Here is a 22345-nt window from a genome sequence, read left to right on the forward strand (position 1 = left end):
CGGGTCTATCCCCGCGGGTGCGGGGGAGCCCGCAGTGTTGGCGCCCACCGGTTCACTTCAAGGGGTCTATCCCCGCGGGTGCGGGGGAGCCACAGCTTTTCAGTCGCCGCAGCTTCCCGCGCCGGGTCTATCCCCGCGGGTGCGGGGGAGCCGGATCATGTTTCAATCGCTTGTCTGACGTGGTGGGTCTATCCCCGCGGGTGCGGGGGAGCCAGGTGACTGAGGCCGAAGCCGGCGCGGCTATCGGGTCTATCCCCGCGGGTGCGGGGGAGCCGCCGTGCGATAGTTGCTGCTGTCCCAAACCTTGGGTCTATCCCCGCGGGTGCGGGGGAGCCGCGATATTGGTCGAGGTGGTGACGCCGGCGTCGGGTCTATCCCCGCGGGTGCGGGGGAGCCTTGCTGGCACCGCGCGCGAAGCTGGGGCCAAGGGGTCTATCCCCGCGGGTGCGGGGGAGCCTTGGCGGCGATCGGCGGGCGCAATGAGGCGAAGGGTCTATCCCCGCGGGTGCGGGGGAGCCGACAGGTCGCCGTCCAGCACATAGGACGCGATGGGTCTATCCCCGCGGGTGCGGGGGAGCCTCGACATGGACCGTCGCGCCGCGTGTGCCAAGGGGTCTATCCCCGCGGGTGCGGGGGAGCCGGCCATCCGCGCCTCGCCTTCCAGCTTGATCTGGGTCTATCCCCGCGGGTGCGGGGGAGCCGCCAGCGCCACGCCAACCGATGACCGCGATCTGGGTCTATCCCCGCGGGTGCGGGGGAGCCCCGGCTTGGGAATGTCGGCCGTCAGGCGCAGTGGGTCTATCCCCGCGGGTGCGGGGGAGCCAGCCACGCATCGCGGGGCAGCACCGCTGCCGCGGGTCTATCCCCGCGGGTGCGGGGGAGCCTGAAAGAACCTCAGCCGCAGGCGCAGCGACTGGGGTCTATCCCCGCGGGTGCGGGGGAGCCGCAGACCACTTCCGCAATCTGGCGGTGGACTGGGGTCTATCCCCGCGGGTGCGGGGGAGCCCCTTTTCGCGCGCGATGAAGGCGCTTCGCCACGGGTCTATCCCCGCGGGTGCGGGGGAGCCAAACACCTTGGCATTGTCGAGCGGGCGAAAGCGGGTCTATCCCCGCGGGTGCGGGGGAGCCGCTTCCCTAAACCCGGTCGCGGTCGTCTCAAACGGTCTATCCCCGCGGGTGCGGGGGAGCCTCCTCCATCACTCCTTGCGATGGTCGCATCTGGGGTCTATCCCCGCGGGTGCGGGGGAGCCGTGATCTTCATTTCGCGCGCAAGGTTGCTCACGGGTCTATCCCCGCGGGTGCGGGGGAGCCCCTTCCCGATGCCAAACACCTGCGCCTGCAAGGGGTCTATCCCCGCGGGTGCGGGGGAGCCAGCATCAGCCCTTTGTCAAATCCGGTCTGGAAGGGTCTATCCCCGCGGGTGCGGGGGAGCCTCAGTCAATTCGTGCGGCGGCAAAGAGCCTGCGGGTCTATCCCCGCGGGTGCGGGGGAGCCTGTGGGACGAGATCACGGCCGAGGGTCGCGCGGGGTCTATCCCCGCGGGTGCGGGGGAGCCTACCTGCCACTCGCGCCACTCGCCGCCGTGCGGGGTCTATCCCCGCGGGTGCGGGGGAGCCGAAGTTCATCGAGGTTGCGCCGCTGGTCTGCGGGGTCTATCCCCGCGGGTGCGGGGGAGCCACCTATATGCGCTCGCCGGAGCATGCCGACGTGGGTCTATCCCCGCGGGTGCGGGGGAGCCCTGTTGCCGCCCCGGAACATCCACACTTCGAAGGGTCTATCCCCGCGGGTGCGGGGGAGCCAGTGAATGCGCGCGTTTGCCGACAGTTCGGACGGGTCTATCCCCGCGGGTGCGGGGGAGCCTTCGAGCGGCATGAAGTCTGCGGAGTATAAATGGGTCTATCCCCGCGGGTGCGGGGGAGCCGGCGACGGCGCCCCGACGACCAGAATGGCCACGGGTCTATCCCCGCGGGTGCGGGGGAGCCTGGCCGTCATGGAACCAATAGGCAACCGGCCGGGGTCTATCCCCGCGGGTGCGGGGGAGCCGTCCTATGCGGGCCTTTCGTCGGACATGGAAGGGGTCTATCCCCGCGGGTGCGGGGGAGCCCCACAACCGGCGCGAACATGACCGCCGGCCGCGGGTCTATCCCCGCGGGTGCGGGGGAGCCTCTTGCGTGTAATGCCCTAAAAATATTCGATTGTCAAAAAGCATGGTGGCGAGTGAACGGTCGTTCACTTTCGCTTTACGAGCAAAATGCCGTCCGCGTCCACGATATCCTTGGGTGGATCGCCCAAGGTCTCGATCCGAAGATGGCCGACTGACGCCTTGTCCCGCCAGACCATGACCAGCGCCCCCCGCCCAAGTGTCTGCCACCAGTCCGACACGACCTCCCAGACGCGCGTGCGCACCGCCGCGCTCATGTCCGGGGCAACGTATACGCCCGGAGAAACTTCCAGCATTACCGAGGTCAGGAAGCCGCGATAGCGTGCCTCGACATCGCGGGTCACGATCATCGTCAGGGGCATCAGTCGCGGCCCTCGATCAGGGCCTTGATGCGCTCGATCATGTCGGGGATCAGTCCCTCCTCCGAGATCGCGCGGCCGGTCAGGCGGCGGGTCATGCGCTCGATGTTTTCAGCGGGCGCGGCCAGAACTTCGCGGGCGGCCTTGAAGGCGCAGGGGATGGTGATGCGGGCGCGGTAGAGGTCAGCCACGTCAAGGACAAAGGACTGCCCGGGGTCTTCGTGGATGAAGCCCAATTGCGGGATGGTCGCGGTTGCGGTGACGGCGATGGCGGCGGCGGCCTCGACCGCGCTGGAGGCGTGGTTTAGTGCCTGATTGGCCAGGTCGGCGGCCAGCGGGTTCTGCCGGTCATAGCGCCGACCCTGCCATTCGATGCCGATGCGCTGCGCCCAAAGCGCATAGGTTTCCTTCATCCGCGCGCCCTCGATCCCGCGCAGCACATTCAGGTCGCGATGGGGTAGCACCTCGCCCAGACGCAGGGCATACATGCGGCGCGCGGTCATCAGGCGCAGTTCCTCATCCGCCCAGATCCGCGCCTGCACCCGCGCCAGCCCCGAGCGGTCGGGCATGATGGGAGGCGCGGTATACATACGCACACCATCCTCGCCCACCGCGGCCAAGGCCGTGCGTGCATGGGCCAGAAGCCGCAGCGCACCATGGCTGACTGTCGAGCCGGGGCCGAGCAGGATCATCGACACGCCTTGCAGCGGGATCGCATAATCGCCCGCCGTAAGCGCATCGGCGGGTCCGGGCGCGCCCTGCAGGAAGGCCAGCGTGCCGTCCCGCGCGGTCAGGGCGCCACGGGCCAGATACAGACAACCGGTGCGGTCGGCGTGAGGCACTTTCGCGCTGTCCAGCCCAAGGCGTCCCTTCAGCATCAGCCAGCCCTTTGCGGCGGACGCAGCAGCAACATGCCAAAGCCATAGCTGCGGTGCCGGCCGATGCCGCGGGCCAGTAGATTGCCAAAGGCTGCCGTATCGGTGATGGTCAGGGTGCCGTGGATGATCACCTCGGGTCCCTCCAGCCTGCGTCCGTTACGGGTGACGGTGCTGCGCTGGAAGGCGTGCAGGCGGCTGGCGTCGGGGTCAAGCCGGGCGGCGGGGGCAAGGCGCTGCGCCAGCCAGTCCAGATAGACGGCTTCACGCGCGCGAGGGGCATCGCTGCGCAGGGCCTCGGCCAGAAATGCGTCGATCTCGGCGCCCTTGGCAAAGCCCCCGGCGGCCTTAGCAAGCCGCACCACCGGGCGCAGCCTGACATCGAAACCGAGCCGCTGACCTTCCCGCCAACCCTCGGCCGGGCGCGGCAGCGAGCGCAGAGCCTCGAGTGTCACGACATCGGCATGCGCGGGGCCGAGGACGGCTTGTGCATCCCTTCGCAACTCGGCAGCCGGGCGGCTGGCATAGGCGTAAACCGTGCCCTGCTGGGTGCGGGGCGCCACCATCAGGCGAAAGGGTTGCAGCGCGGCGGGGCCAAAGACCTCGCCCAGCAGATGATGCAGCGCCAGCCCCTCGTCAAAGACGCCGCGGCTGAAACTGCGCGGGCCGGCCCAGCGGTTCAGTGCCGGCAGCGACAGTGGCAATTCGACCAGGTGCAGGCTCATGCGATCATACCCTGCCAGACGATGCGCGCGCCGCCATGCAGCCCGCTGATCCAATTGCGCGTATCGGGAATGTCCAGCCGCAGCGCGCCGGGATGGGGCTGGCCTTCGTCCGGCCAGAGCGCCTGTCCGGTCATACCAAGCGCACGCAGGGCGTCATGGGCAGAATCGCCCTGAACCCAGCCCTGAAACAATCGCCCCGAGGGGATGCAGGGCTTGCGCCCGATGAACAGGGGGCGCGCGGGCCGGTCGAGCGCCTGCGCCAGATCCTCAAGTGACTGCCCCTGAGCGGCCTTCAGGCGCAGGACTACGCGAGTCTCGTGATCGGCCAGATAGTCACGGCGGCGGCGGTGTGTGATCCACTTGCGGCCAGCCTGATTGCCAAATTGCTGGCCAAGCGGGGCGTTAGAATAGGAAGGTCCCTTGTTTCGACGCTCAGGACTGTCCGATGTCGTCCAGCCCGGTTCATCCTCGTAAAGGCGCGCATTCTGGTTGTCGGTGATGATCCAAGGTGCGCTGCCGCCCTCGGGCAAGACCGAAAGCGCGGCAAAGACCAGACGATCCTGCAATGCCTGATGCTCGGCCCCTTGGTGGCGGTGCCAGCCAAGCGCATTGGCCAGCAGCCCGGTCAATGCCGAGGCCGAGGGGAACTCGCGCGTCACCCCCACATGGTCAATCGCCACCCCGCCAAATGCCATAAGCGGCGCGGCAAGGCGCAGGTGCAGCCAGCGGTTGCTCATGCCGGGATCTGCACGGCTTCGGCCAGAGCGCCCGCAAACCCGGCCAGTTCGGCCAGCGTGCCACGGGTCGCGCCGGGGATGTCGCGGTTCACCAGCGACATCAGGCGGCGGTCCTCGCCGGTGGCATAGGCCTGATCCAGCGCCGTCAGATGCTCAGCCAGCGCCGCGACGGCCTGCGAGGTCTCGGGCGCGGTCGGGATGCGGAACGCCTCGGCCAGAGAGCGCGGCTGCCGGTCGCCCGACTCCAGCAGCAGGAATGAGGCGCGGCTGTAGGGGGCGGTCGAGCCGAGCTTCGCCCCCGGCGAGACCTCGGCGATCAGATAGATCAGATTGTGCAACACCTCGCCTGCAAGGGTGCGGTCGCCGCCCAGGTTGCCGATCAGCGCCGGCAAGTCCACCACGACATAGCCATAGAACAGCCCCGAGGTCAGCTCGGTCTCCTGAATGGTGTCGGCGCCGGTGTCCTCATCTCGTGCGAGATCGTCGGCGGCGATGAAATAGTCGCTCTCGGCCTCTTCGGCATGGACGGTGAAGGCGTGGGCCACATGCACCGCCGCGTCGATATTGGCGCGCGGGTCCGAGGTGACCATGCGCCCGAACAGTGCCCCGATCAGGCCGCCGGGCAGGTTTGAACCTTCGCTCAGTGCCTTGAGATTGGCCTTGTGGACCTTCAGCCACTCAGCCGCCAGTTCCTTGGCCGCCTTGCGATTGCCATTCGCCTGCGCAGCCAGATCCTTGGCAGCCTGTGTCAGATAGGCAATCTCGACCTCACCCAAAAGCAGGGTCTGGCGCGATTTCTTTTCGGTGCCCTTGTCGCCATAGACTACCTTCAGCAGCGCGTCCTTGATTTCTTTGGCGATCTCGGTATCGACGTCTTCGGCCCAGTCGCCGAAGACCTTGCGCTCAACGATCTCGCGCGAGCGGTAAGCGGCATCCGCGCCATTGATCCGGTCCAGCGCATGTGGATCATCCGCCAGCCGCCAATGACGTTTCAAGCATTGCGAGCTGACCCGCGTGCGCAGTTTCCCGCCATAAGGCAGTCGTTTGGCCAGCCCGGCATCATCGCGGTTCAAAAGCGCGGCGGTGTAGGGCGCAAAAAAATGGATCTGCAGGAAACGGGGGTCAGGCATCGGCATCCTCGGGGTTTTGTTCGGTGCGGCGGTCAAGCCGGTTGTAATAATCACGCGCAATGTCGCGGCCATCCTCACGCAACACGGCCCAGGCCAGGCTGGGGGCGTCGATGCGGGGCTGTTGGCGGGCCAGGGCGCGCACGGCACGTTCGATGGCATCCAGCCGTGCTGGTCCGCGCGCAGCCAGAAGCCGAGCAAGGCGCTGCTCGGACAAGGCGGGCTGTTCCAGCCGCGCGTTTTCCGCCCCGCCATCTGCCAACACGGCGCCAAAGCGATGGCCCGCCTGATGCCGGGTTTCGGTGGCGCTTGAGGGCGTCAGCAGCGCCAGAAGCTGCGTAATGCGCCGCCAGCTTTCCTCATCGCGGCGGGAGATCTTGTGGCGGGCAACCATGCGCCAGAACAGCGCGCTGCCCTCGGATCCCATGCGGCGGGCGGCGGCGCGTTCGCCAGCACCTGCCGCGGCCAGAGCGGCGGCGATGGCACAGGCGCGGCTTCCGACCTCATTGGCGGGTTCAGACATGTTCGACCTCCTTGATGTCGGCCGCCATGAAGATCGCGGCCAGCCCGCGGTTCAGGGCGGCCAGGCCGCGCGCCTCGGCCCGCGGCCGCATGATCGAGGCGCAGGGAATGGCGGAGGCGGCGCGATGAAATTCGGCCCGGGTGGCGGCGGCAAGCACGCGCATCAGGCACACCTGCACGGCGACGCGGCCATCTTCGGAACCGGCGGCCAGTTTGTTCCACAACGCCGGAAAGAACAGCGCATCGGCGCGGCGTTGCAGGGCATCTCGGGCGGCGGTGGTGCGGGCGTAATGCGACTTGCCAAGCTTCTCGCGCGCCCCTTCGGCGCTGATCAAGGCCAGCCCGTTGCGCAGGGCCAGATCGCAATCCGCGATCAGCTTGATCTGGTCCTCCGCCAATTCAACCGCTTTCACACTGAACATTATGCGCTGCGCTGCCTTGGGCACGGTGATCACCCGCGACTTGAAGCCGTCTGTCTTGGAGTTTCCCCGGGCGAAGGCTTCGGCGATCAGCAGCATCTGATCGGCCTGCTCATCCTCGCTGGCCTTGGCCAGTTCGGGCACAGCCCAGTCGCCGCCGTAAAACAGATCGCAGATCAACCGATAGGTCCAGTCGCGTTCGCCCAGAGTCAGCGCTTTGGCCTCGGCGATATGGATCGGCGCCCAAGGATCGCCGGTCATGCCCTTGGCCTCCTTGGCGTCGATCCGCGCGGCCTTGGAGGTGGTGCGGATCGCGCGCAACCCATCCCGCAATCGCACCCGGCGGCAGATCTCAATGAATTGCGGCGCCAACTGGTCCAGCGTCAGAGCGTGGCCCTCGGGCCAGGGCTGGCACCACAGCAGCATGTGCCCCTCGGCCGTGTCGCCCCTGGCCAGCAGCCGCGTGACATCGCGCCGCCACCAGGCTGAGGGATCGACAACCTGACCACCCGGCTCGGCCGGGGCCAGCGTCAGCATCGCGCGCGATGACGAGCCGCCATTCATCCGTGCCGTGCCGTAGTTCCCTGCGCCGCCAAACCCCTCCATCGTCTGCAGGCTGACCAGTGCAAAGATCCAGTCCTGCGGCGCGGCCTCGGCGGCGATCTGGCCCTTCAGGTCATGGTTGCGTGAGGTGATGATCATGTCCAGCGCATCGGGCGTGGCGACCTCGGACCATTTCAGCCCACCGGGGTCCGGCGGCTGCATGAAGCCCGGCTGGGTGGGCTTGTCCACGATCAGGTGCCAGGGCGCATCATCGGGAAAGTCTGGCGTCAGGCTGCGCAGGGCGTCGCGCCATGTCGCGGTATCCTCGGGGATGACGCCTTGCCCCGCCCGGCGCAGCGCCATGGTGGCAAGCTGCACCAGAAACATGTGCCAGGCCGGGCGCTGATGTGGGCGCAGGGCGGGGAAGCTCGCGACCCGGCCCGCCGCCAGTTCCGTCAGCAGTTCCGGCAGGCTGAACATACCGCCATTCGTTCCGATCAGCGGATCGTGTAGAAGGTCGTGTTTCAAAGGATTCCCCGTGCGTGGGTGAAAAGCTGGTTCGAGCAACAGGGCCTGGGGCCAACCCTGCGCAGACAGCCGTCAATCGGGGCGGTCGCGAAATGAGACATGAAATGACCTCAAGCAATCACTTTCGGCATCCTCGGCTTTTGGGCCGAGCGATTTCAAGCACTTTCTCGCGCCAGTCCGTCGGCCGCATAGAGAAACTGTCTGTCGCCGACCTGGACCGTCAGCCCGTCAACAGTCGCTGTGCTGGCTGCCTCATCGCCAGATAGCCCGTGCGACCAATGCACCGGAAGGGCAAAGCGCCGGACCGGCTGACCGAAGGGGCCGGGAACAGGTTCGGGCAGGGTCAGGATCACCCCTTCTTCACCCAATCGGGTGCGGATAGCCTCATCCGAGGGGAAGCATTTGGGAAACTCCACGCTGCGATCCAGAATGACCAGCGCCGCACCCTGCGTTTCGGCCAGCGCCTTGCCGGTCATGCGCCGCCAATAGCTTTCCCAATCGTTCGCAGCGGCAATTTCTCGCAGGTGCAGCGGATGGGTGGCGGCCTCGACCAAACGACGGTTCATGTCGGGAATGACCCAAAGCGGTTCCTGTCTGATCGCCTGTAGGGTCGCGGCCAGTCCTGGAACATCGGTATAGACACCCGATAGCGATGCCGCGCGGGCCAGTGCGCCCAAGCCGTTCTCCGGCACTTGCGTCAACGGGCCCAAGCCTTGTGGCGGGGTCAAAACGACCGCTCGCGACTGTACGAAACCCGTAGGCCGGTTGCGCGTGTGCCGGTGCAGGCGGCCGATGCGTTGCAGCAGCACGTCTATCGGCGCAAGGTCGGTAATCAGCAGATCGGCGTCGATGTCCAGCGATTGCTCCAGCGTCTGCGTGCCGATCACGACCACGCCCTCGTTCGGAGAGTCCTTGCCCAGCACTTCCTCGACCCGGCGATCGAGGCGCGCGCGGTCCTCGGCGGCGAAGCGGCTGTGATGCAGGGTCGGGACGCCGGCCAGAGAAAACACCAGATCCGGCGCGGCATCGACGCAGGCGCGCCAGGTGTCGCGTGCACGATCCACGGTGTTGCGGATCACCAGCACGCGCGCGCCCTGCTGCGCCGCCTCAAGTGCGAGCTGCGCCGCGTCCTGTCCTGACCAGCGCGCTTCGGCCTGCATCTGGACCCGTTTCTGCCGGTCATCGCCAGCCACCGGATGACAGGCCGAGGGCGTCCAGACGGCGGGATAAGGGGCGCGCGCAGCCGCATCCGGTTCGGGCAAAGGCTTCCCTAGCCATGCCGCCCGCGCCGCCGCGCCCAGTGTCGCCGACATCAGCAGGGCATGGCCGCCAAGCGCGCGATGCGACGCCACCAGTTCCTGCTGGATGCTGGTCATCCAGCTGTCCGAGGCATGCACCTCGTCGATCACCAGCAGTGAACGTGACAGCATCGCACCGCGCATATGGGCATGTTTGATCTGCAGCGCCGCCATCATTGCCTGATCGACGGTGCCGACAGCAATCTGCGCCGCCAGATAGCGGGTCGCATGTTCGGCCGCCCAACGAGAGGCATTGTCGCCGTCATCCCAGCGCGTTTCAAAGCCCGGCAGACGGATGCCCTGTGCCTCGCCCGCCAGCATCTGGCCCGGGATGGCCAGCACGGCTTCGGGGGCGGGATCGGCAAACAGGCGCTTCAATGCGGAATTAACGCGACCTTGCAACTGCCGCGCTGCCGCCCGGGTCGGCACGGCGAAATACAGGCTGTCCACCAGCCCCGCGCGATAAAGCTGCGCAAAGCGCCAAAGTGCGGCCTCGGTCTTACCAGCGCCGGTTTCGGCCTCGAGGATGACAAGCGTTTCCTCTGTCGCAATCTTGGACAGTTGCAACTGGGCCGGTCGTGGGTCGGGATGATCTGAAAGTAGTGCCCAATCAGGGGCACCACGCAACCCGCGGCCGCGCGCGTCCAGCCCGATGGTGGCTAGGCGCTCACGCGCGATCTGCTGTGCCTTACCAAAATATCCGGGGTCGAATTCAGCGACAAAGGGGAATGCCGTCCGGTCCGAGCCGATCCAGTCCGCAAGCGCCAGCAGGCCCGCAAAATGATGGGCAAAACGCGGTGATAGGGCCGGGGGCTGCGCGTGGGCGATCGCGGGAAACCATGCCATCATGGCCTCGCCCATCTGCTTCTCAGCCAGTTTCCAGCTATAGCCGCCGCTATCTTGAAACGCGGCGCGCGCCCAGATTTCTTCCGGCGGCGGGACCGGTTTTCCGTGATGCGCGAACAGCACCGGAAACCATTGCTCGATAGCCGGCCAGTTACCCAAATGCACCGCGTGACCGGCCAGAGTGCTTTCCGGTTCTCCCATTTCAAGCCAACGCCAGCCACAGCGCAGGTGATCCCTTGGGGTGACGCCATGCCCCGTCGGCCAGCCCTTGGCCTGAAACGCCGGGGCAAGCTTGCCGACGTCATGCAGAAACGCCAGTGCCGCAAGGCAGGTCACGGTCTCATCCGACAGGACGGCACCAGCCGCGCGCTCGGCACGTAGCCTGAAGGCGGGCAGGAGCAGCAAGGCGTGAAGGACTGCGGCAACATCCGCACTGTGATGAATGAGATGGTGACTTTCACCGGTCAAAAGATCGATTTTTCCCCATGCGCGATCATGCATTCCCAAACGTCCCCGATTATCTGCTGTTGGTCGGCTAGCCTCATAAGTCACAGCCAAGTATCCAGTCCCGACATCTGGTGGGCCAGATCAAAATTGAATAGACATGCCCGCAGGCGGACTGCGCAGGATTTCGGTGACCTCGGGTCCGCTCCACCTTCGATCTCGGCAATCTCACCTGCCACGGGCGCCCAGATTCGCGTCGCGCATGTCGCACCCTGACGAGCGGTCAAGCGACCGCCAAAAGGTGGGCTGCAGGGTGGACTGAAGAAGTTCACCTTCTCATAAGTCTATGATTTTACTTATACGTTTCGGAAATGTTGGTGCGGGCGGCGGGACTTGAACCCGCACGGGCTTGCGCCCAAGGGAGTTTAAGTCCCATGCGTCTACCATTCCGCCACGCCCGCGCCGGAAACTGGCTAGCGGCTGGCCGGATGCTTGGCAAGTGGGCGTTGCGCGGCTATTGCCGGGCCAGCCACTCGGTGATCTCGCGGCGCAGGTTCGTCTCGCCGGCGGCACAGGCCGCGTCGATCAGCCCGCGCAGCGCGCTCAGGTCCACGCGCCGGATCAGGTGCTTGACCGGCCCGATCGAGGCCGGGCGCATGGACAGCCGCCGGAAACCCAGCGCGGCGATGGTGACGGCCTCGATCGGCCGGCCGGCATCCTCGCCGCAGAAGGACAGCGGCACCCGCGCCTCGTCGCAGCGGCGCACGATCTGCAAAAGCAGCGTCAGGAACGAGGAATCCAGCATGTCATAGCGCCGGCGTACGCGCTCGTTCTCGCGGTCGGCGGCGAAGAAGAACTGCTTCAGGTCATTGCCGCCCACCGAGATGAAGTCGCACATCTGGAAGAATTTCGCCGGCGCGAAGGCCAGCGAGGGCGTTTCCAGCATGGCGCCCACGCGGATGTCCGAGGGCATGGCATGGCCCAGGCGCTGCTCGCGCGCCAGCTGCTCCATCAGCAGGCGGTGCGCCTCCTCGAATTCCTCCATCACGGTGACGAAGGGGAACATGACATAAAGCGGCCGGCCGACGGCGGCGCGGATCAGCGCCTGCAGCTGCATGCGCAGCACGCCGCGCTTGTCGAGCCCGACCCGGATCGCCCGCCAGCCCATGGCCGGGTTCGGCTCGTCCTGCGGCTTCATGTAGGGCAGCACCTTGTCCGAGCCGATGTCGAGGGTGCGAAACATCACCGGCCGGCCCTGGGCATTGTCCAGCACCCGGGCATAAAGCGCCGCCAGCTCGCCACGCCGCGGCACCTTGGTGCGGGTCAGGAACTGCAGCTCGGTGCGAAACAGCCCGACCCCCTCGGCGCCCGAGCTTTCGAGACTGGGCAGGTCGGCCAGCAGCCCGGCGTTCATGTAAAGCCGGATGGTGGTGCCGCATCGGCCGGTGGCCGGCAGGTCGCGCAGCCCGGCATAGCGCTTCTGCGCCTCGGCCAGCATGGCGATCTTTTCGCGAAAGGCGCGGGCGACGGTTTCCTCGGGCCGCAGATGCACGGTGCCCATGTCGCCATCGACCAGGATCTGGTCGCCGTTCAGTGCCTCGGCGGTGATGCGGTCGGCGTGGATGACCAGCGGGATGGCCAGCGCCCGTGCCACGATCGCGGCATGGCTGCCGACCGAGCCCTCCTCCAGCACGACGCCCTTCAGCTTGCGGCCATAATCCAGCAGTTCGGCCGGCCCGATGTTGCGCGCCACCAGGATCGGGTTCTCGGGCATCTCGGCGCCGGTGTCGCGCCCCTGCCCGGTCAGGATGCGCAGCAGCCGGTTCGCCAGATCGTCCAGATCGTGCAGCCGGTCGCGCAGATAGGGGTCGGCGGCGCTTTCCAGCCGGGCGCGCGCCTGGCTCTGTTCCTTTTCGACCGCAGCCTCGGCGGACAACCCCAGGTCGATCGCCTCCTCCATGCGCCGCAGCCAGCTGCGCGAATGCGCGAACATGCGGTAGGTCTCCATGATCTCGGCGGAATCGCCCGCGCCGACATCGGTGCCTTCCAGCATGGAATCGACACTGCTGCGCAGCATGGCCACGCCCTCGGTCAGCCGCGCCTTCTCGCGCAGCGGATCGTCGGCGACCGGATTGGTGATCACCACCCGCGGCTCATGCAGCCAGACCCGGCCCTCGGCCGCGCCCTCCTGGCCGCTGCCGCCGCGGAATACCAGCGGAAAGCGGTGCGCCAGCGGCATATTGTCCGAGGACATGCCCAGAAAGGCGCCAAGCTCGGCCATCTCGGCCAGCACCATGGCGACGACCTCAAGCCCATAGATCTCGTCCTCGGAAAACAGCCGCGATTCGCGCGACTGCACCACCAGCACGCCCAGCCTTTCGCCGACGCGCTGGATCGGCACGCCAAGGAAGCTGGGAAAGACCTCCTCGCCGGTCTCGGGCATGAAGCGGAAGCCCGGCTCGGCCGGGGCATTGGCGGTGTTCACCGGCCAGCCCGAGCGGGCGACGCGGCCCACCAGCCCCTCGCCCAGCCGCAGGCGGGTCTTGTGCACCGAGGCGGGCCGCAGCCCCTCGGTCGCGCAAAGCTCCAGCGTCTCGGGGTCGCGGAACAGATAGATCGAGCAGACCTGCGTGCCCATCGAATCGGCGATGTGATGGGTAATCTGGTCCAGACGTGCCTGGCCGTTGCCGGGCGCGGCCAAGGTCTCGCGCAGCCGCCTCAGCAGCTTGCGCGAATCGCTGTCCTTACGCTCCGGCATGATCCTCCGCTTTGGCCAGCCCGGGCGTTCTCAGCCCTGATCCAGGTCAAAGGCATCATGCAGCGCCTGCACCGCAAGTTCCATATATTTGCGGTCGATCAGCACGGAAATCTTGATCTCGCTGGTGGAGATGACCTTGATGTTGATGTTCTCGTCGGCCAGGGCCTTGAACATATGCGCTGCGACGCCGGCGTGGCTGCGCATGCCGATGCCCACCACCGAGACCTTGGCGACCTCGGTATCGACCACCAGATCGTCATAGGCGATCAGCCCGGTGGCCTTGGCGTCCTCCATGGCCTTCCTCGCGCGCGCGACCTGGTTCACCGGGCAGGAAAAGGTCATGTCGGTGACGGCGCCGGGGTGGTTCTCGTAGTTCCGCTCCGAGATGTTCTGCACGATCATGTCCACGTTCACCCCGGCATCGGCCAGCGGCGCGAAGATCGCGGCCGAGATGCCCGGCTTGTCCTCGACGGTGACCAGGGTGATCTTGGCTTCCTCGCGCGAATGGGCGACGCCGTTGACGACTTTCGATTCCATGATTTCATCCTCATCGCAGACCAGGGTGCCAGAGTTCTCGTCGGTATCCTCGAACGAGCTCAGCACCCGCAGGCGGACCTTGAAGCGCATCGCCAGTTCGACCGAACGGGTCTGCAGCACCTTGGCGCCCAGGCTGGCCAGTTCCAGCATTTCCTCGAAGGCGATGCGGTGCAGCTTGCGCGCCTTCGAGGTGATGCGCGGATCGGTGGTATAGATGCCGTCCACATCGGTATAGATGTCGCAGCGCTCGGCACCGAAGGCGGCGGCAAAGGCCACCGCGGTGGTGTCCGAACCGCCGCGCCCCAGCGTGGTGATGCGACTGTCGTTACCCAGGCCCTGAAAGCCCGCGACCACCGCGACCTTCATGCCCTCGGCGAACTTGCGGTCGATGTTCTCGCGCGGAATATCGACGAATCGCGCCGCCGAATGCTGCGAGGTGGTGTGGATCGGCACCTGCCAGCCCTGCCAGCTGCGCGCCGGCACGCCCATTTCCTGCAGCGTCAGCGCCATCAGCCCGGCGGTGACATTCTCGCCCGAGGACACCACGGCGTCGTATTCGCGCGCGTCGAACAGCGGCGAGGTCGCCTCGACCCAGCCCACCAGTTCGTTGGTCTTGCCAGACATGGCGCTGACGATGACGATGACGTCATAGCCGCGTTCGACTTCGCGCTGAACCTTCAGCGCTGCATTCTTGATGCGGTCCAGGTCGGCCACCGAGGTGCCGCCGAATTTCATCACCAGAAGCGGCATTCCCTTGCCCCCCAGCAGTTTCCGGGGCGCCTTCTAGGGGCGGCGCGCAGGAATGACAAGGGGCGGCGGCAGCCAGGCGCGAAAACCCCGGCTCTGCCGCCGCGAAAGCCTCGCCGGCAGCGCCGGTTCAGGGGTCACGCCGCACCTGCCAGCGGCTGTGGATCTGCTCGCAATGCGCGGTCTCGGCAAAGGCGCGGTCCATCGCCGCCATGAACAGGCTGCGCCACAATGACGGCGGCTGGCGATAGACGCGTGAACAAAGGGGTTCGGATTGCGTTCCGCAGAGCACGCGATTGATACAGACGGAGACGCTCCACCAGGCGCTCATGGAAAACCTCGCACACTCTTCAAAACGACTTGCAACAGACGGGTGCGACGCCCTGAAAAACGCCGGGCGCCCCACAACCACAGGATCGCGCAACCGCTGGAAAAGTCATGCTGGCTTTTTGGACAGAGGCGGTGCCGCCACCCCCGCTGCCGCCCCGGATACCGGCAGAACCGGGCGGCGTCGGCCGCATAAAGTCGGCGTGGCCGGGCCTATGGCTGTCGGGCACCGCGCGCCGTCAAATGCCCGCGCGGCGCCGAATTCGCCCGGCAGGTCAGATGGTCGACCCTTGCCTGGCCACATGCGCGGCGCGGATTGCCCATGCGACCTCGCCCAGGCAGCGCTGGAACGCAAAAAAGCAACGGGAGTGTCAGCCACCCTGGAAAAGAGTCGCCAGCGAGGCCACGCCGGCCCCCGGGACGGCTCGCAGGAATCGTCGCTTGACGCAAGAGCCGGATTTCTGATTCAGGGGGGGGAAATGGTGCCGCAGAAGGGACTCGAACCCCCGACCCACGCATTACGAATGCGTTGCTCTACCAGCTGAGCTACTGCGGCACGTCTTGTGCCGCGCCGGATAGCAGGTTCCGGCGCGGGCGAAAAGGGGGATCAGTGCTTTTTCCCCGCGCTGGCGGCCTCGGCCTCGGGCGGTTCGACATCGGGGCGCACCGGCGGAAAGCGCGGGCCGGCAGCGGGCGCCGGCGGCATCTCGATCTCGATCGCGGCATCGGGCACGGGATCGGTCAGCGTCACCGCCGGCTCGGGCGCATGCGCGGCAGATGCCGGGCGGCGGCGATAGTCCGATTCGCGCGGCACCATCCCGGGCGAGACATCTGCCACCTCGATCTCGGGCTCGGGCGCGGCCGCAGCGGCGGGCTGCGGCGCGGATCCCGGCGCGGCCTTGGTCGCGGCTGCGGGTCCCGCTCCGACCAGCAGCGGCAGCATTTCGGCGCCGTTCGGGGCACCGGCGCTCCAGGCGGCGCTGTCGGGCTCGCGCCAGGTCAGCGTGTCAAAGCCGCCGCAGCTGTCGCAGACCGGCGCCCAGTCCGCCATGACGTTGTGGCACTTGTCGCAGACCCATTGCGGGCCGCGGCTTGCGGCCAGGGCCCGGGCCAGGATGCCGCGTACCACCGCGTCGCCAGAGCCCTCGCCGCGCTCGACCGCAGCCAGGATCGACAGCGATCGCACGGTCGGATGCAGTTCCGCCAGATCGCCCAGCGCGCGCCGGGCGCCGGGAAAATCCTCGGCCGCCAGCATCAGCTCGGCGCGCAGCAGCCGGGTCTCCTCATGCGTCGGGTTCTGCCGCATCAGATCCTCGAAGCGGCGCAGCCGCGCGGCCGGCTGTTCGTCCGGCACGATCTCGGCATAGGTCGCGGCCAGCGAGGGATGCGGCCGCACGCTCCAGGTCTTTTGCAGCACGCGCGCGGCGTTGCGGGCGTCCTTCTGCTCGATGTAGCTGCGCGCCGCCAGCACCGCCGCCGGGATCAGGTCCGGGCTGGCGCGGTTGGCCGAGATCGCGGCCTCGCGCGCGCTGATCGAGCTGCCTTCGGCCAGAATCTCCGAGGCCTCCTTCAGCGCCAGCACCGCGTCGCGGCGGGTGTGCACGTCCTTGGGCAGCTGCCCCTGCTTGCGCTTGTCCTTGAGCACGGCGCGCGCGCCCGTCCAGTCGCCCTGGCGGGTCTGCAGTTCCAGCAGCGTGTCCTGCACCTCGACATGCCGGGGCTTCAGCGCATAGGCCTTTTCCGCCAGTTTCAGCGCCGTGGCGACATCGCCATCGGCCAGCTTCTGCCGCATCAGCCCGCGCACGCCGACAAAGCGCGTGCGATCGTCGGCCAGCAGCAGGCGATAGACCTCGGCGGCCTTGGCCCGGTCGCCGGCGATCTCGGCGGCCTGCGCGGCCAGAAGGTTGGTGACATGGGGCTTGTCCAGCAGCCTGGCCGCCCGCGCGGCCTTGTCCTGCGCCAGCCGCGCCTCGCCCGAGGCCACGGCCAGCATGCCCTCCGTGAGCGCCTCATAGCCCTTGCGCTCGCGCGAGCGGGCGAAATGGCGGGTGATCGCGGTCTCGTCGCCCAGCAGGAAGCGGATGAAGGCGACCAGCAACCCGACCAGGCGCAACGCCAGCCAGCCGGCAACCACCAGCACTGCCAGCGCGATCAACGCCTGCACCGGGCCCAGCGAATATTCGACGCCGCCAAAGACCAGGCGCAGCTCGTGCCCGGTCTCGGCAAGCTGCAGCGCGCCCAGGGTCGCCGCCAGCACGATCGCAAAGAAGATCAGGATTTTCAGAGCCGAAAGCAGCATGGTCTACCCCCTACATGCTGCCGGCGGCCAGGGCGGCCAGCGCGGCATTGGCATCGACCCAGCTGCGGGCGCGGGCGGTCCAGGCCGACATCGCCTCTTGTGCGGCCGGCGGCAGGGTCGCGATCTGATCGAGCGCGCCCTGGACATTGCCCAGATCCAGCGCCGCATTGGCGCGCGACAGCACCGCATCGGCATCCTCGCCCTCGCGCGGCTCGACCGAACGCGCGCCGGTCTGCACGCGCAGGAAATTGCCGAGCCTGTCCATCACGCCGGTCTCGGGCGCTGCCTTCAGCGCCGCAGCCAGGGCCTCGCGGTTGGCGGCGGGGAAATCGCCGCGCAGCTGGTCCAGCGTCGGCACGTCGCCGGTCAGCGCCGCCGGCGGCTCGACGCCAGCCGCGGCCAGCGCGGCCAGCGCCTGGTCGCGCGCCCCCCCGGATTTCAGCGCGGCCTGCAGCGCCGCGGCGGCGGTGGCCGCCTGCGCGCGCCGGTTGGCGCTTTCGGCGCTGTCGGCCAGCGACTGCGCCTGGGCCTCGGCGGCGGCAAGGCGCTGCTTGGCCTCATCGGCAGCGGCGGTGACCTGCTGCTGCACGGCCTCGGCCTGGGCGGCGAATTCCTGCATCCTCTGCTCGGCGCCGGGATCGACGGCCGGGCGCGCGGACAGCTCGTCCAGGCGCTGCTGCTGCGCGCTCAGCCGCGCGGTCAGCTCGTTCAGCACCGACTGCAGCCCCTCGCTGTTCTCGCCCGAGACGATGGGCGCCGCGACCGGGCGCGCGCCGATCTCGGCCACGGTCTTTGCCAGCGCCGCCAGCTTGTCGGCCAGCGCCTTCTCGCCCTCGCCGGCACCGGCCAGCGCCTGGCGCGCGGCATCGGCCCCGGCCTCGGCGGCACGGCTGGCGAATGTGTCGGCCTGGGCCGCGACCTCGCTGCGGGCGGCAGCGGTCGCAGCCTCGGTCGCGGCGCTGCGCGCCGCCTCGAGCTGCGCCTCCGAGACCGGCGCCTCGGCCACGCCGGGCTGCCAGGCAGGCGGCAGATGCGGGATCGCCCACCAGGCGCCGGCGGCGCCCAGGCCGGCCGCGACCACGCCGCCCAGGAAGGTCGGGGCAAAGCCGCCGCGGCGCACCTCGACCACGCGGGTCTCGGGCTTTTCGGCGGCGGGTTTCGCGGCTGACGGCGGGGTGGCGGGCGCAGGCTTCGCGGTTTCCGCGGGCTTGGCCGGCGCAGCCGATTCGGCCGCCGGGGCACCTGCGGCCGGCGATTTCGCCGCCGCGGCGCCCGGGCCGCTGCCATCCCCGACCAAGGTCGATTCGACCTGGGGTTTGGGCTCGGGGGTGGCGGCGCCGGCGCTGCCGCCAGAGCTGACCGGGCGGCTGTCGATCACCGGACCGGAAGCCGCCTTCTTGCGGTCGTCCTTTCCGGGGTTTGCCGTCGCATCGCTGGATTTGGTCTCTGGCTCTTTCACGATTCTTCCCCGCTCCCTTGGGCAGTTGCCGTTCTGGCCGACCGGGTTGGTCCGGCCCCGGCTGCCGCGATTGCTGCTAGCTTGCCGCGCAGTCTAATCGGCCCGGCGCTGCGCCTCAACCCGCCCGCAAGCCGAATGTTCACCCTGCAGAAGCGCCAGCACCGCGGCAAGCACCCCCGCCGCATCCGGCGTCGCGGCAGTGACGAGCCGCGCCGCGGCCCCGTGCCAGGCCGCCCCCTGCCAGGCCGCCGCCGCCGCGGCGCTGATCGGCGCCAGCCACAGCGGCGCGCGCGCCCCTGCCGCCTGCCCGGCCAGCAGCAACGCCGAGCGCGGCGAGAACAGCGGCAGGATCACCGGCGCCGCGCCCGCCAGCGCCGCTCGCGCCGCCGCGTTCAGCGCCACGGGCTGCTGGTCATAGACGACCATGCCCGGCACCGGCAGCACCTTGGCGACATGCGCCCCGTGCGGATGCAGCCAGCCCTCGTCCAGATCGCGCAGCAAGGGCAGCATGCGCGCGGCGTCGCCGGGCCCCTCGGTCACGGCAAAGCCCGCGGCGCGCGCTGCCTCGGCGGTGGCGGGACCGACGCAGATCGCCGGCCGGCCGCGCCCCGCCCCGGCCGCCGGCACCGCATTGACCGAGGTCAGCACCAGGCCGCGCGCCGCCGCGATCCGCGCCGCGTCATGCGCCACGGGCACGATGCGCAGCACCGGCGAGACGATGACCGCCAGCCTCGCCAGCGCCGGCTCCGCGGCGAAACGCCGCGCCGCCGCCTCGGGCCGGGTCAGCAGCAGGACGGGGTCGGGGATCGGTGGCATGGCATTCGCCCGTGCAAGATGTTACGTCACCCATGCCTAGGCCGGGATTGGCGCGGGAACAAGGACAAGCATGGCACTGACCTTTCTTGGCATCGAGAGCAGTTGCGACGACAGCGCCGCCGCCGTCGTCACCGGGGATCGCCGTATCCTCGCCTCGGTCGTGGCCGGGCAGGCGCAGCTGCATGCCGATTTCGGCGGCGTGGTGCCGGAAATCGCCGCCCGCGCCCATGCCGAAAGGCTGGATGGCTGCGTCGAGGCGGCGCTGGCCGAGGCCGGGCTGCGCCTTGAGCAGATGGACGGGATCGCGGTCACCGCCGGGCCGGGGCTGATCGGCGGCGTGCTTTCGGGGGTCATGCTGGCCAAGGGGCTGGCGGCGGGCAGCGGGCTGCCGCTGGTCGGGGTCAATCACCTCGCCGGCCATGCGCTGACCCCGCGGCTGACCGACGGCGTCGGCTTTCCCTATCTGATGCTGCTGGTTTCGGGCGGGCATTGCCAGTTCCTGTCGGTCGCCGGGCCGGACGACTTCACCCGGCTTGGCGGCACCATCGACGACGCCCCGGGCGAGGCTTTCGACAAGGTGGCCAAGCTTCTGGGCCTGCCCCAGCCCGGCGGCCCCGCGGTCGAGGTGGCCGCCGCCGCGGGCGACGCGCGCCGCTTTGCCCTGCCGCGGCCGCTGCTGGACCGGCCGGGATGCGATCTGAGTTTCTCGGGGCTGAAGACCGCGGTGCTGCGCCAGCGCGACGAACTGGTGGCGGCGCAGGGCGGGCTGCACGAACAGGACCGCGCCGATCTTTGCGCGGGCTTTCAGGCCGCAGTGGCCGAGGTGCTGGCCGAAAAGACCCGCCGCGCCCTGGCCCTGGCACCCGTGCCGGTGCTGGCGGTGGCCGGCGGCGTGGCGGCGAATCGCAGCCTGCGCACGGCGCTGCAGGCGGTGGCGGACGCCCAGGGCGCAAGGCTTCTGGCGCCGCCCCTGCGGCTTTGCACCGACAATGCAGCGATGATCGCCTGGGCCGGGATCGAGACCTATCGCACCGGCCACCGCGACGGCATGGATCTTGCCGCCCGGCCGCGCTGGCCGCTGGACCACAGGGCCGCGCCGATGCTGGGCGCCGGAAAACGAGGAGCAAAGGCATGAGTGTCGCCGTCATCGGAGCCGGGGCCTTCGGCACCGCCCTGGCCGTGGTCCTGGCCGCCAAGGGCCCGGTCACGCTGTGGGGCCGCAACGTCGGCTGGCGCAGCGGGCGCATCAACCCGCGCCTGCCGGGGGTGCGCCTGCCGGCTGGCCTGCAGGTCAGCGAGCGGCTGCAGGATTGCGCGGCCGAGACCGTGCTCATGGCGCTGCCGGCGCAGGTGCTGGGCCGCTTTCTGGCCGAACACGCCGCGCTGCTGGACGGCCGCAATCTGATCAGCTGCGCCAAGGGCATCGACCTTGCGACGCTGACCGGGCCATCGGCGCTGATCCGCGCCGCCTGCCCCGCGGCCACCGTCGCGGTGCTGACCGGGCCCAGCTTTGCCCGCGACATCGCCCGCGGCCTGCCGACGGCGCTGACGCTGGCCTGCGAGGACGCCCGCGCCGCCGAGGCGCTGCAGCGCCAGCTGTCCACCGGCGCGCTGCGGCTTTACCGCAGCAGCGACGTGACCGGCGCGGAACTGGGCGGGGCGCTGAAGAACGTCATCGCCATCGCCGCCGGCGCCGCCATCGGCGCGGGTTACGGCGACAGCGCGCGCGCCAGCATCATCACCCGCGGCTTTGCCGAGATGCTGCGCCTGGCGACAAGGCTGGGCGCACGTCCCGAGACCCTCTCCGGCCTTTCCGGACTGGGCGATCTGGTGCTGACCTGCACCTCGGAACAGTCGCGCAACTTCAGCTACGGGCTGGCGCTGGGATCGGGCCAGACCTTCGGCAGCGATACCACCGTCGAGGGCGCCGCCACCGCCCGCGCCGTCAGCGCGCTGGCGGCGCGCATCGGGCTGGAGCTGCCGATCTCGAATCTGGTCGCGGGCCTTGCCGAGGGCCGCATCGGCATGGAACAAGCGCTCGACATCCTGCTCAACCGTCCGCTCAAGGAGGAATGATGCCCCTTTTCGCCGTGATCTGCCGCGACCATGCCGGCAAGCTGCAAACCCGTCTCGACACGCGCGAGGCGCATCTGGCCTTTCTCAAGGCGCAGCCCGGGCTGAAACTGGCCGGGCCGCTGATCGAGCAGGGCGAGATGCGCGGCTCGCTTCTGGTGGTCGAGGCCGGGGATCTGGCCGCGGCGCAGGCCTGGGCGGCCGGCGACCCCTACAAGGCGGCCGGGCTTTTCGCCTCGGTCGAGGTGATCGAATGGAAGAAGGTCATCGGCTGATGGCACTCTGGCTGTTCAAGTCCGAGCCCGATGTCTTCGGCCTGGACGAGCTGATCGCAAAAGGCGCCGCGGGCGAGGAATGGGACGGCGTGCGCAACTATCAGGCGCGCAACAACATGCGCGCGATGAAAAAGGGCGAGCACGGCTTCTTTTACCATTCCAACATCGGCAAGGAAATCGTCGGCATCTGCGAGGTCCTGGCCGAGGCGCATCCCGATTCCACCGCCGCCGATCCGAAATGGGAATGCGTGGACATCCGCGCCGTGGCGCGGCTGAACCGCCCGGTGTCGCTGGAGCAGGCCAAGGCCGATCCGCGTCTGGCCGCCATGGTGCTGGTCACCAATTCGCGCCTGTCCGTGCAGCCGGTGTCGCAGGCGGAATGGGACGTGATCCTCGAGCTTGCGGGCGGCACCCGCGACATCTGAGACGGCAGGCTGCCGGGCCGCCGTCCGCAGCGCCGCAACGGCATA

General features: G+C 68.7%; 18 protein-coding genes, 2 tRNA genes and 1 CRISPR repeat array. Of the genes, 4 read left to right on the plus strand and 16 right to left on the minus strand.

Annotation, left to right across the window (positions count from 1 at the left end; genetic code table 11):
- Position 1 precedes the first annotated feature (1 nt).
- Positions 2-2165: direct repeats of the CRISPR family, unit length 29 nt; unit sequence GGGTCTATCCCCGCGGGTGCGGGGGAGCC.
- Between the two features lie 64 nt (positions 2166-2229).
- The 16 genes from cas2e to WMK75_RS10745 all read right to left on the minus strand — a co-directional run bounded on the left by cas2e (position 2230) and on the right by WMK75_RS10745 (position 19527).
- Positions 2230-2523: a type I-E CRISPR-associated endoribonuclease Cas2e gene (cas2e, locus tag WMK75_RS10670; RefSeq protein ID WP_347267662.1), complete on the minus strand. Its 294-nt coding sequence runs from the start codon at positions 2521-2523 to the stop codon at positions 2230-2232.
- The gene (cas1e, locus tag WMK75_RS10675) at positions 2523-3398 is read right to left on the minus strand and encodes a type I-E CRISPR-associated endonuclease Cas1e (protein WP_347267663.1); all 876 of its coding nucleotides are present in this window, start codon (positions 3396-3398) and stop codon (positions 2523-2525) included. The genes cas2e and cas1e overlap by 1 nt, the downstream gene beginning before the upstream one ends.
- Complete coding sequence (gene cas6e, locus WMK75_RS10680) at positions 3398-4120, minus strand: type I-E CRISPR-associated protein Cas6/Cse3/CasE (protein WP_347267664.1); 723 nt, start codon at positions 4118-4120, stop codon at positions 3398-3400. The genes cas1e and cas6e overlap by 1 nt, the downstream gene beginning before the upstream one ends.
- Positions 4117-4857 (minus strand): type I-E CRISPR-associated protein Cas5/CasD, encoded by a 741-nt coding sequence (cas5e, locus tag WMK75_RS10685; RefSeq protein ID WP_347267665.1) that lies wholly within the window; start codon positions 4855-4857, stop codon positions 4117-4119. Before cas5e ends, cas6e begins: the two co-directional genes overlap by 4 nt.
- On the minus strand, positions 4854-5987 hold the full coding sequence (cas7e, locus tag WMK75_RS10690; protein WP_347267666.1) for a type I-E CRISPR-associated protein Cas7/Cse4/CasC: 1134 nt from the start codon (positions 5985-5987) through the stop codon (positions 4854-4856). The genes cas5e and cas7e overlap by 4 nt, the downstream gene beginning before the upstream one ends.
- Positions 5980-6507, minus strand: coding sequence for a type I-E CRISPR-associated protein Cse2/CasB (locus tag WMK75_RS10695; RefSeq protein WP_347267667.1), 528 nt, complete (start codon positions 6505-6507; stop codon positions 5980-5982). The genes cas7e and WMK75_RS10695 overlap by 8 nt, the downstream gene beginning before the upstream one ends.
- The gene (locus WMK75_RS10700) at positions 6500-7996 is read right to left on the minus strand and encodes a hypothetical protein (protein ID WP_347267668.1); all 1497 of its coding nucleotides are present in this window, start codon (positions 7994-7996) and stop codon (positions 6500-6502) included. The genes WMK75_RS10695 and WMK75_RS10700 overlap by 8 nt, the downstream gene beginning before the upstream one ends.
- Positions 7997-8151: 155 nt before the next feature.
- The gene (gene cas3, locus WMK75_RS10705; RefSeq protein WP_347267669.1) at positions 8152-10641 is read right to left on the minus strand and encodes a CRISPR-associated helicase Cas3'; all 2490 of its coding nucleotides are present in this window, start codon (positions 10639-10641) and stop codon (positions 8152-8154) included.
- Positions 10642-10959: 318 nt separating this feature from the next.
- A tRNA-Leu gene (locus tag WMK75_RS10710) sits at positions 10960-11045 on the minus strand.
- 53 nt (positions 11046-11098) lie between these two features.
- Positions 11099-13342 (minus strand): phosphoenolpyruvate--protein phosphotransferase, encoded by a 2244-nt coding sequence (gene ptsP, locus WMK75_RS10715; protein ID WP_347267670.1) that lies wholly within the window; start codon positions 13340-13342, stop codon positions 11099-11101.
- A gap of 30 nt (positions 13343-13372) precedes the next feature.
- Complete coding sequence (locus WMK75_RS10720) at positions 13373-14629, minus strand: aspartate kinase (RefSeq protein WP_347267671.1); 1257 nt, start codon at positions 14627-14629, stop codon at positions 13373-13375.
- A gap of 127 nt (positions 14630-14756) precedes the next feature.
- Positions 14757-14957 carry a hypothetical protein gene (locus WMK75_RS10725; protein ID WP_347267672.1) on the minus strand — a complete coding sequence of 67 codons (201 nt, stop codon included), beginning with the start codon at positions 14955-14957 and terminating at the stop codon, positions 14757-14759.
- A gap of 476 nt (positions 14958-15433) precedes the next feature.
- Positions 15434-15509, minus strand: a tRNA-Thr gene (locus WMK75_RS10730).
- A gap of 51 nt (positions 15510-15560) precedes the next feature.
- Positions 15561-17252, minus strand: coding sequence for a heme biosynthesis HemY N-terminal domain-containing protein (locus tag WMK75_RS10735; protein WP_347267673.1), 1692 nt, complete (start codon positions 17250-17252; stop codon positions 15561-15563).
- Between the two features lie 10 nt (positions 17253-17262).
- Positions 17263-18711 (minus strand): hypothetical protein, encoded by a 1449-nt coding sequence (locus tag WMK75_RS10740; protein WP_347267674.1) that lies wholly within the window; start codon positions 18709-18711, stop codon positions 17263-17265.
- Positions 18712-18804: 93 nt separating this feature from the next.
- Positions 18805-19527 carry a uroporphyrinogen-III synthase gene (locus tag WMK75_RS10745; RefSeq protein WP_347267675.1) on the minus strand — a complete coding sequence of 241 codons (723 nt, stop codon included), beginning with the start codon at positions 19525-19527 and terminating at the stop codon, positions 18805-18807.
- A gap of 70 nt (positions 19528-19597) precedes the next feature.
- Between WMK75_RS10745 and tsaD the strand changes: the two genes are divergently transcribed.
- Genes tsaD through WMK75_RS10765 form a run of 4 tightly spaced genes read left to right on the plus strand, consistent with a single transcriptional unit; the run spans position 19598 to position 22300 of the window.
- Positions 19598-20662, plus strand: coding sequence for a tRNA (adenosine(37)-N6)-threonylcarbamoyltransferase complex transferase subunit TsaD (gene tsaD, locus WMK75_RS10750; protein ID WP_347267676.1), 1065 nt, complete (start codon positions 19598-19600; stop codon positions 20660-20662).
- Positions 20659-21603 carry an NAD(P)H-dependent glycerol-3-phosphate dehydrogenase gene (locus tag WMK75_RS10755; RefSeq protein WP_347267677.1) on the plus strand — a complete coding sequence of 315 codons (945 nt, stop codon included), beginning with the start codon at positions 20659-20661 and terminating at the stop codon, positions 21601-21603. Before tsaD ends, WMK75_RS10755 begins: the two co-directional genes overlap by 4 nt.
- Positions 21600-21875, plus strand: a complete 276-nt coding sequence (locus tag WMK75_RS10760) for a YciI family protein (RefSeq protein ID WP_347267678.1) — start codon at positions 21600-21602, stop codon at positions 21873-21875. The genes WMK75_RS10755 and WMK75_RS10760 overlap by 4 nt, the downstream gene beginning before the upstream one ends.
- Positions 21875-22300: an EVE domain-containing protein gene (locus WMK75_RS10765; protein WP_347267679.1), complete on the plus strand. Its 426-nt coding sequence runs from the start codon at positions 21875-21877 to the stop codon at positions 22298-22300. The genes WMK75_RS10760 and WMK75_RS10765 overlap by 1 nt, the downstream gene beginning before the upstream one ends.
- The last annotated feature ends 45 nt before the right edge of the window (positions 22301-22345 follow it).

The organism is Paracoccus sp. (in: a-proteobacteria) (assembly GCF_039808215.1).
Taxonomy (GTDB): domain Bacteria; phylum Pseudomonadota; class Alphaproteobacteria; order Rhodobacterales; family Rhodobacteraceae; genus Paracoccus.

Bases quoted from the DNA above. Each gene is read 5' to 3' on its own strand.
- cas2e (WP_347267662.1), bottom strand. From the start codon at position 2,523: ATGCCCCTGACGATGATCGTGACCCGCGATGTCGAGGCACGCTATCGC.
- cas1e (WP_347267663.1), bottom strand. From the start codon at position 3,398: ATGCTGAAGGGACGCCTTGGGCTGGACAGCGCGAAAGTGCCTCACGCC.
- cas6e (WP_347267664.1), bottom strand. From the start codon at position 4,120: ATGAGCCTGCACCTGGTCGAATTGCCACTGTCGCTGCCGGCACTGAAC.
- cas5e (WP_347267665.1), bottom strand. From the start codon at position 4,857: ATGAGCAACCGCTGGCTGCACCTGCGCCTTGCCGCGCCGCTTATGGCA.
- cas7e (WP_347267666.1), bottom strand. From the start codon at position 5,987: ATGCCTGACCCCCGTTTCCTGCAGATCCATTTTTTTGCGCCCTACACC.
- WMK75_RS10695 (WP_347267667.1), bottom strand. From the start codon at position 6,507: ATGTCTGAACCCGCCAATGAGGTCGGAAGCCGCGCCTGTGCCATCGCC.
- cas3 (WP_347267669.1), bottom strand. From the start codon at position 10,641: ATGCATGATCGCGCATGGGGAAAAATCGATCTTTTGACCGGTGAAAGT.
- ptsP (WP_347267670.1), bottom strand. From the start codon at position 13,342: ATGCCGGAGCGTAAGGACAGCGATTCGCGCAAGCTGCTGAGGCGGCTG.
- WMK75_RS10720 (WP_347267671.1), bottom strand. From the start codon at position 14,629: ATGCCGCTTCTGGTGATGAAATTCGGCGGCACCTCGGTGGCCGACCTG.
- WMK75_RS10725 (WP_347267672.1), bottom strand. From the start codon at position 14,957: ATGAGCGCCTGGTGGAGCGTCTCCGTCTGTATCAATCGCGTGCTCTGC.
- WMK75_RS10735 (WP_347267673.1), bottom strand. From the start codon at position 17,252: ATGCTGCTTTCGGCTCTGAAAATCCTGATCTTCTTTGCGATCGTGCTG.
- WMK75_RS10745 (WP_347267675.1), bottom strand. From the start codon at position 19,527: ATGCCACCGATCCCCGACCCCGTCCTGCTGCTGACCCGGCCCGAGGCG.
- tsaD (WP_347267676.1), top strand. From the start codon at position 19,598: ATGGCACTGACCTTTCTTGGCATCGAGAGCAGTTGCGACGACAGCGCC.
- WMK75_RS10755 (WP_347267677.1), top strand. From the start codon at position 20,659: ATGAGTGTCGCCGTCATCGGAGCCGGGGCCTTCGGCACCGCCCTGGCC.
- WMK75_RS10760 (WP_347267678.1), top strand. From the start codon at position 21,600: ATGATGCCCCTTTTCGCCGTGATCTGCCGCGACCATGCCGGCAAGCTG.
- WMK75_RS10765 (WP_347267679.1), top strand. From the start codon at position 21,875: ATGGCACTCTGGCTGTTCAAGTCCGAGCCCGATGTCTTCGGCCTGGAC.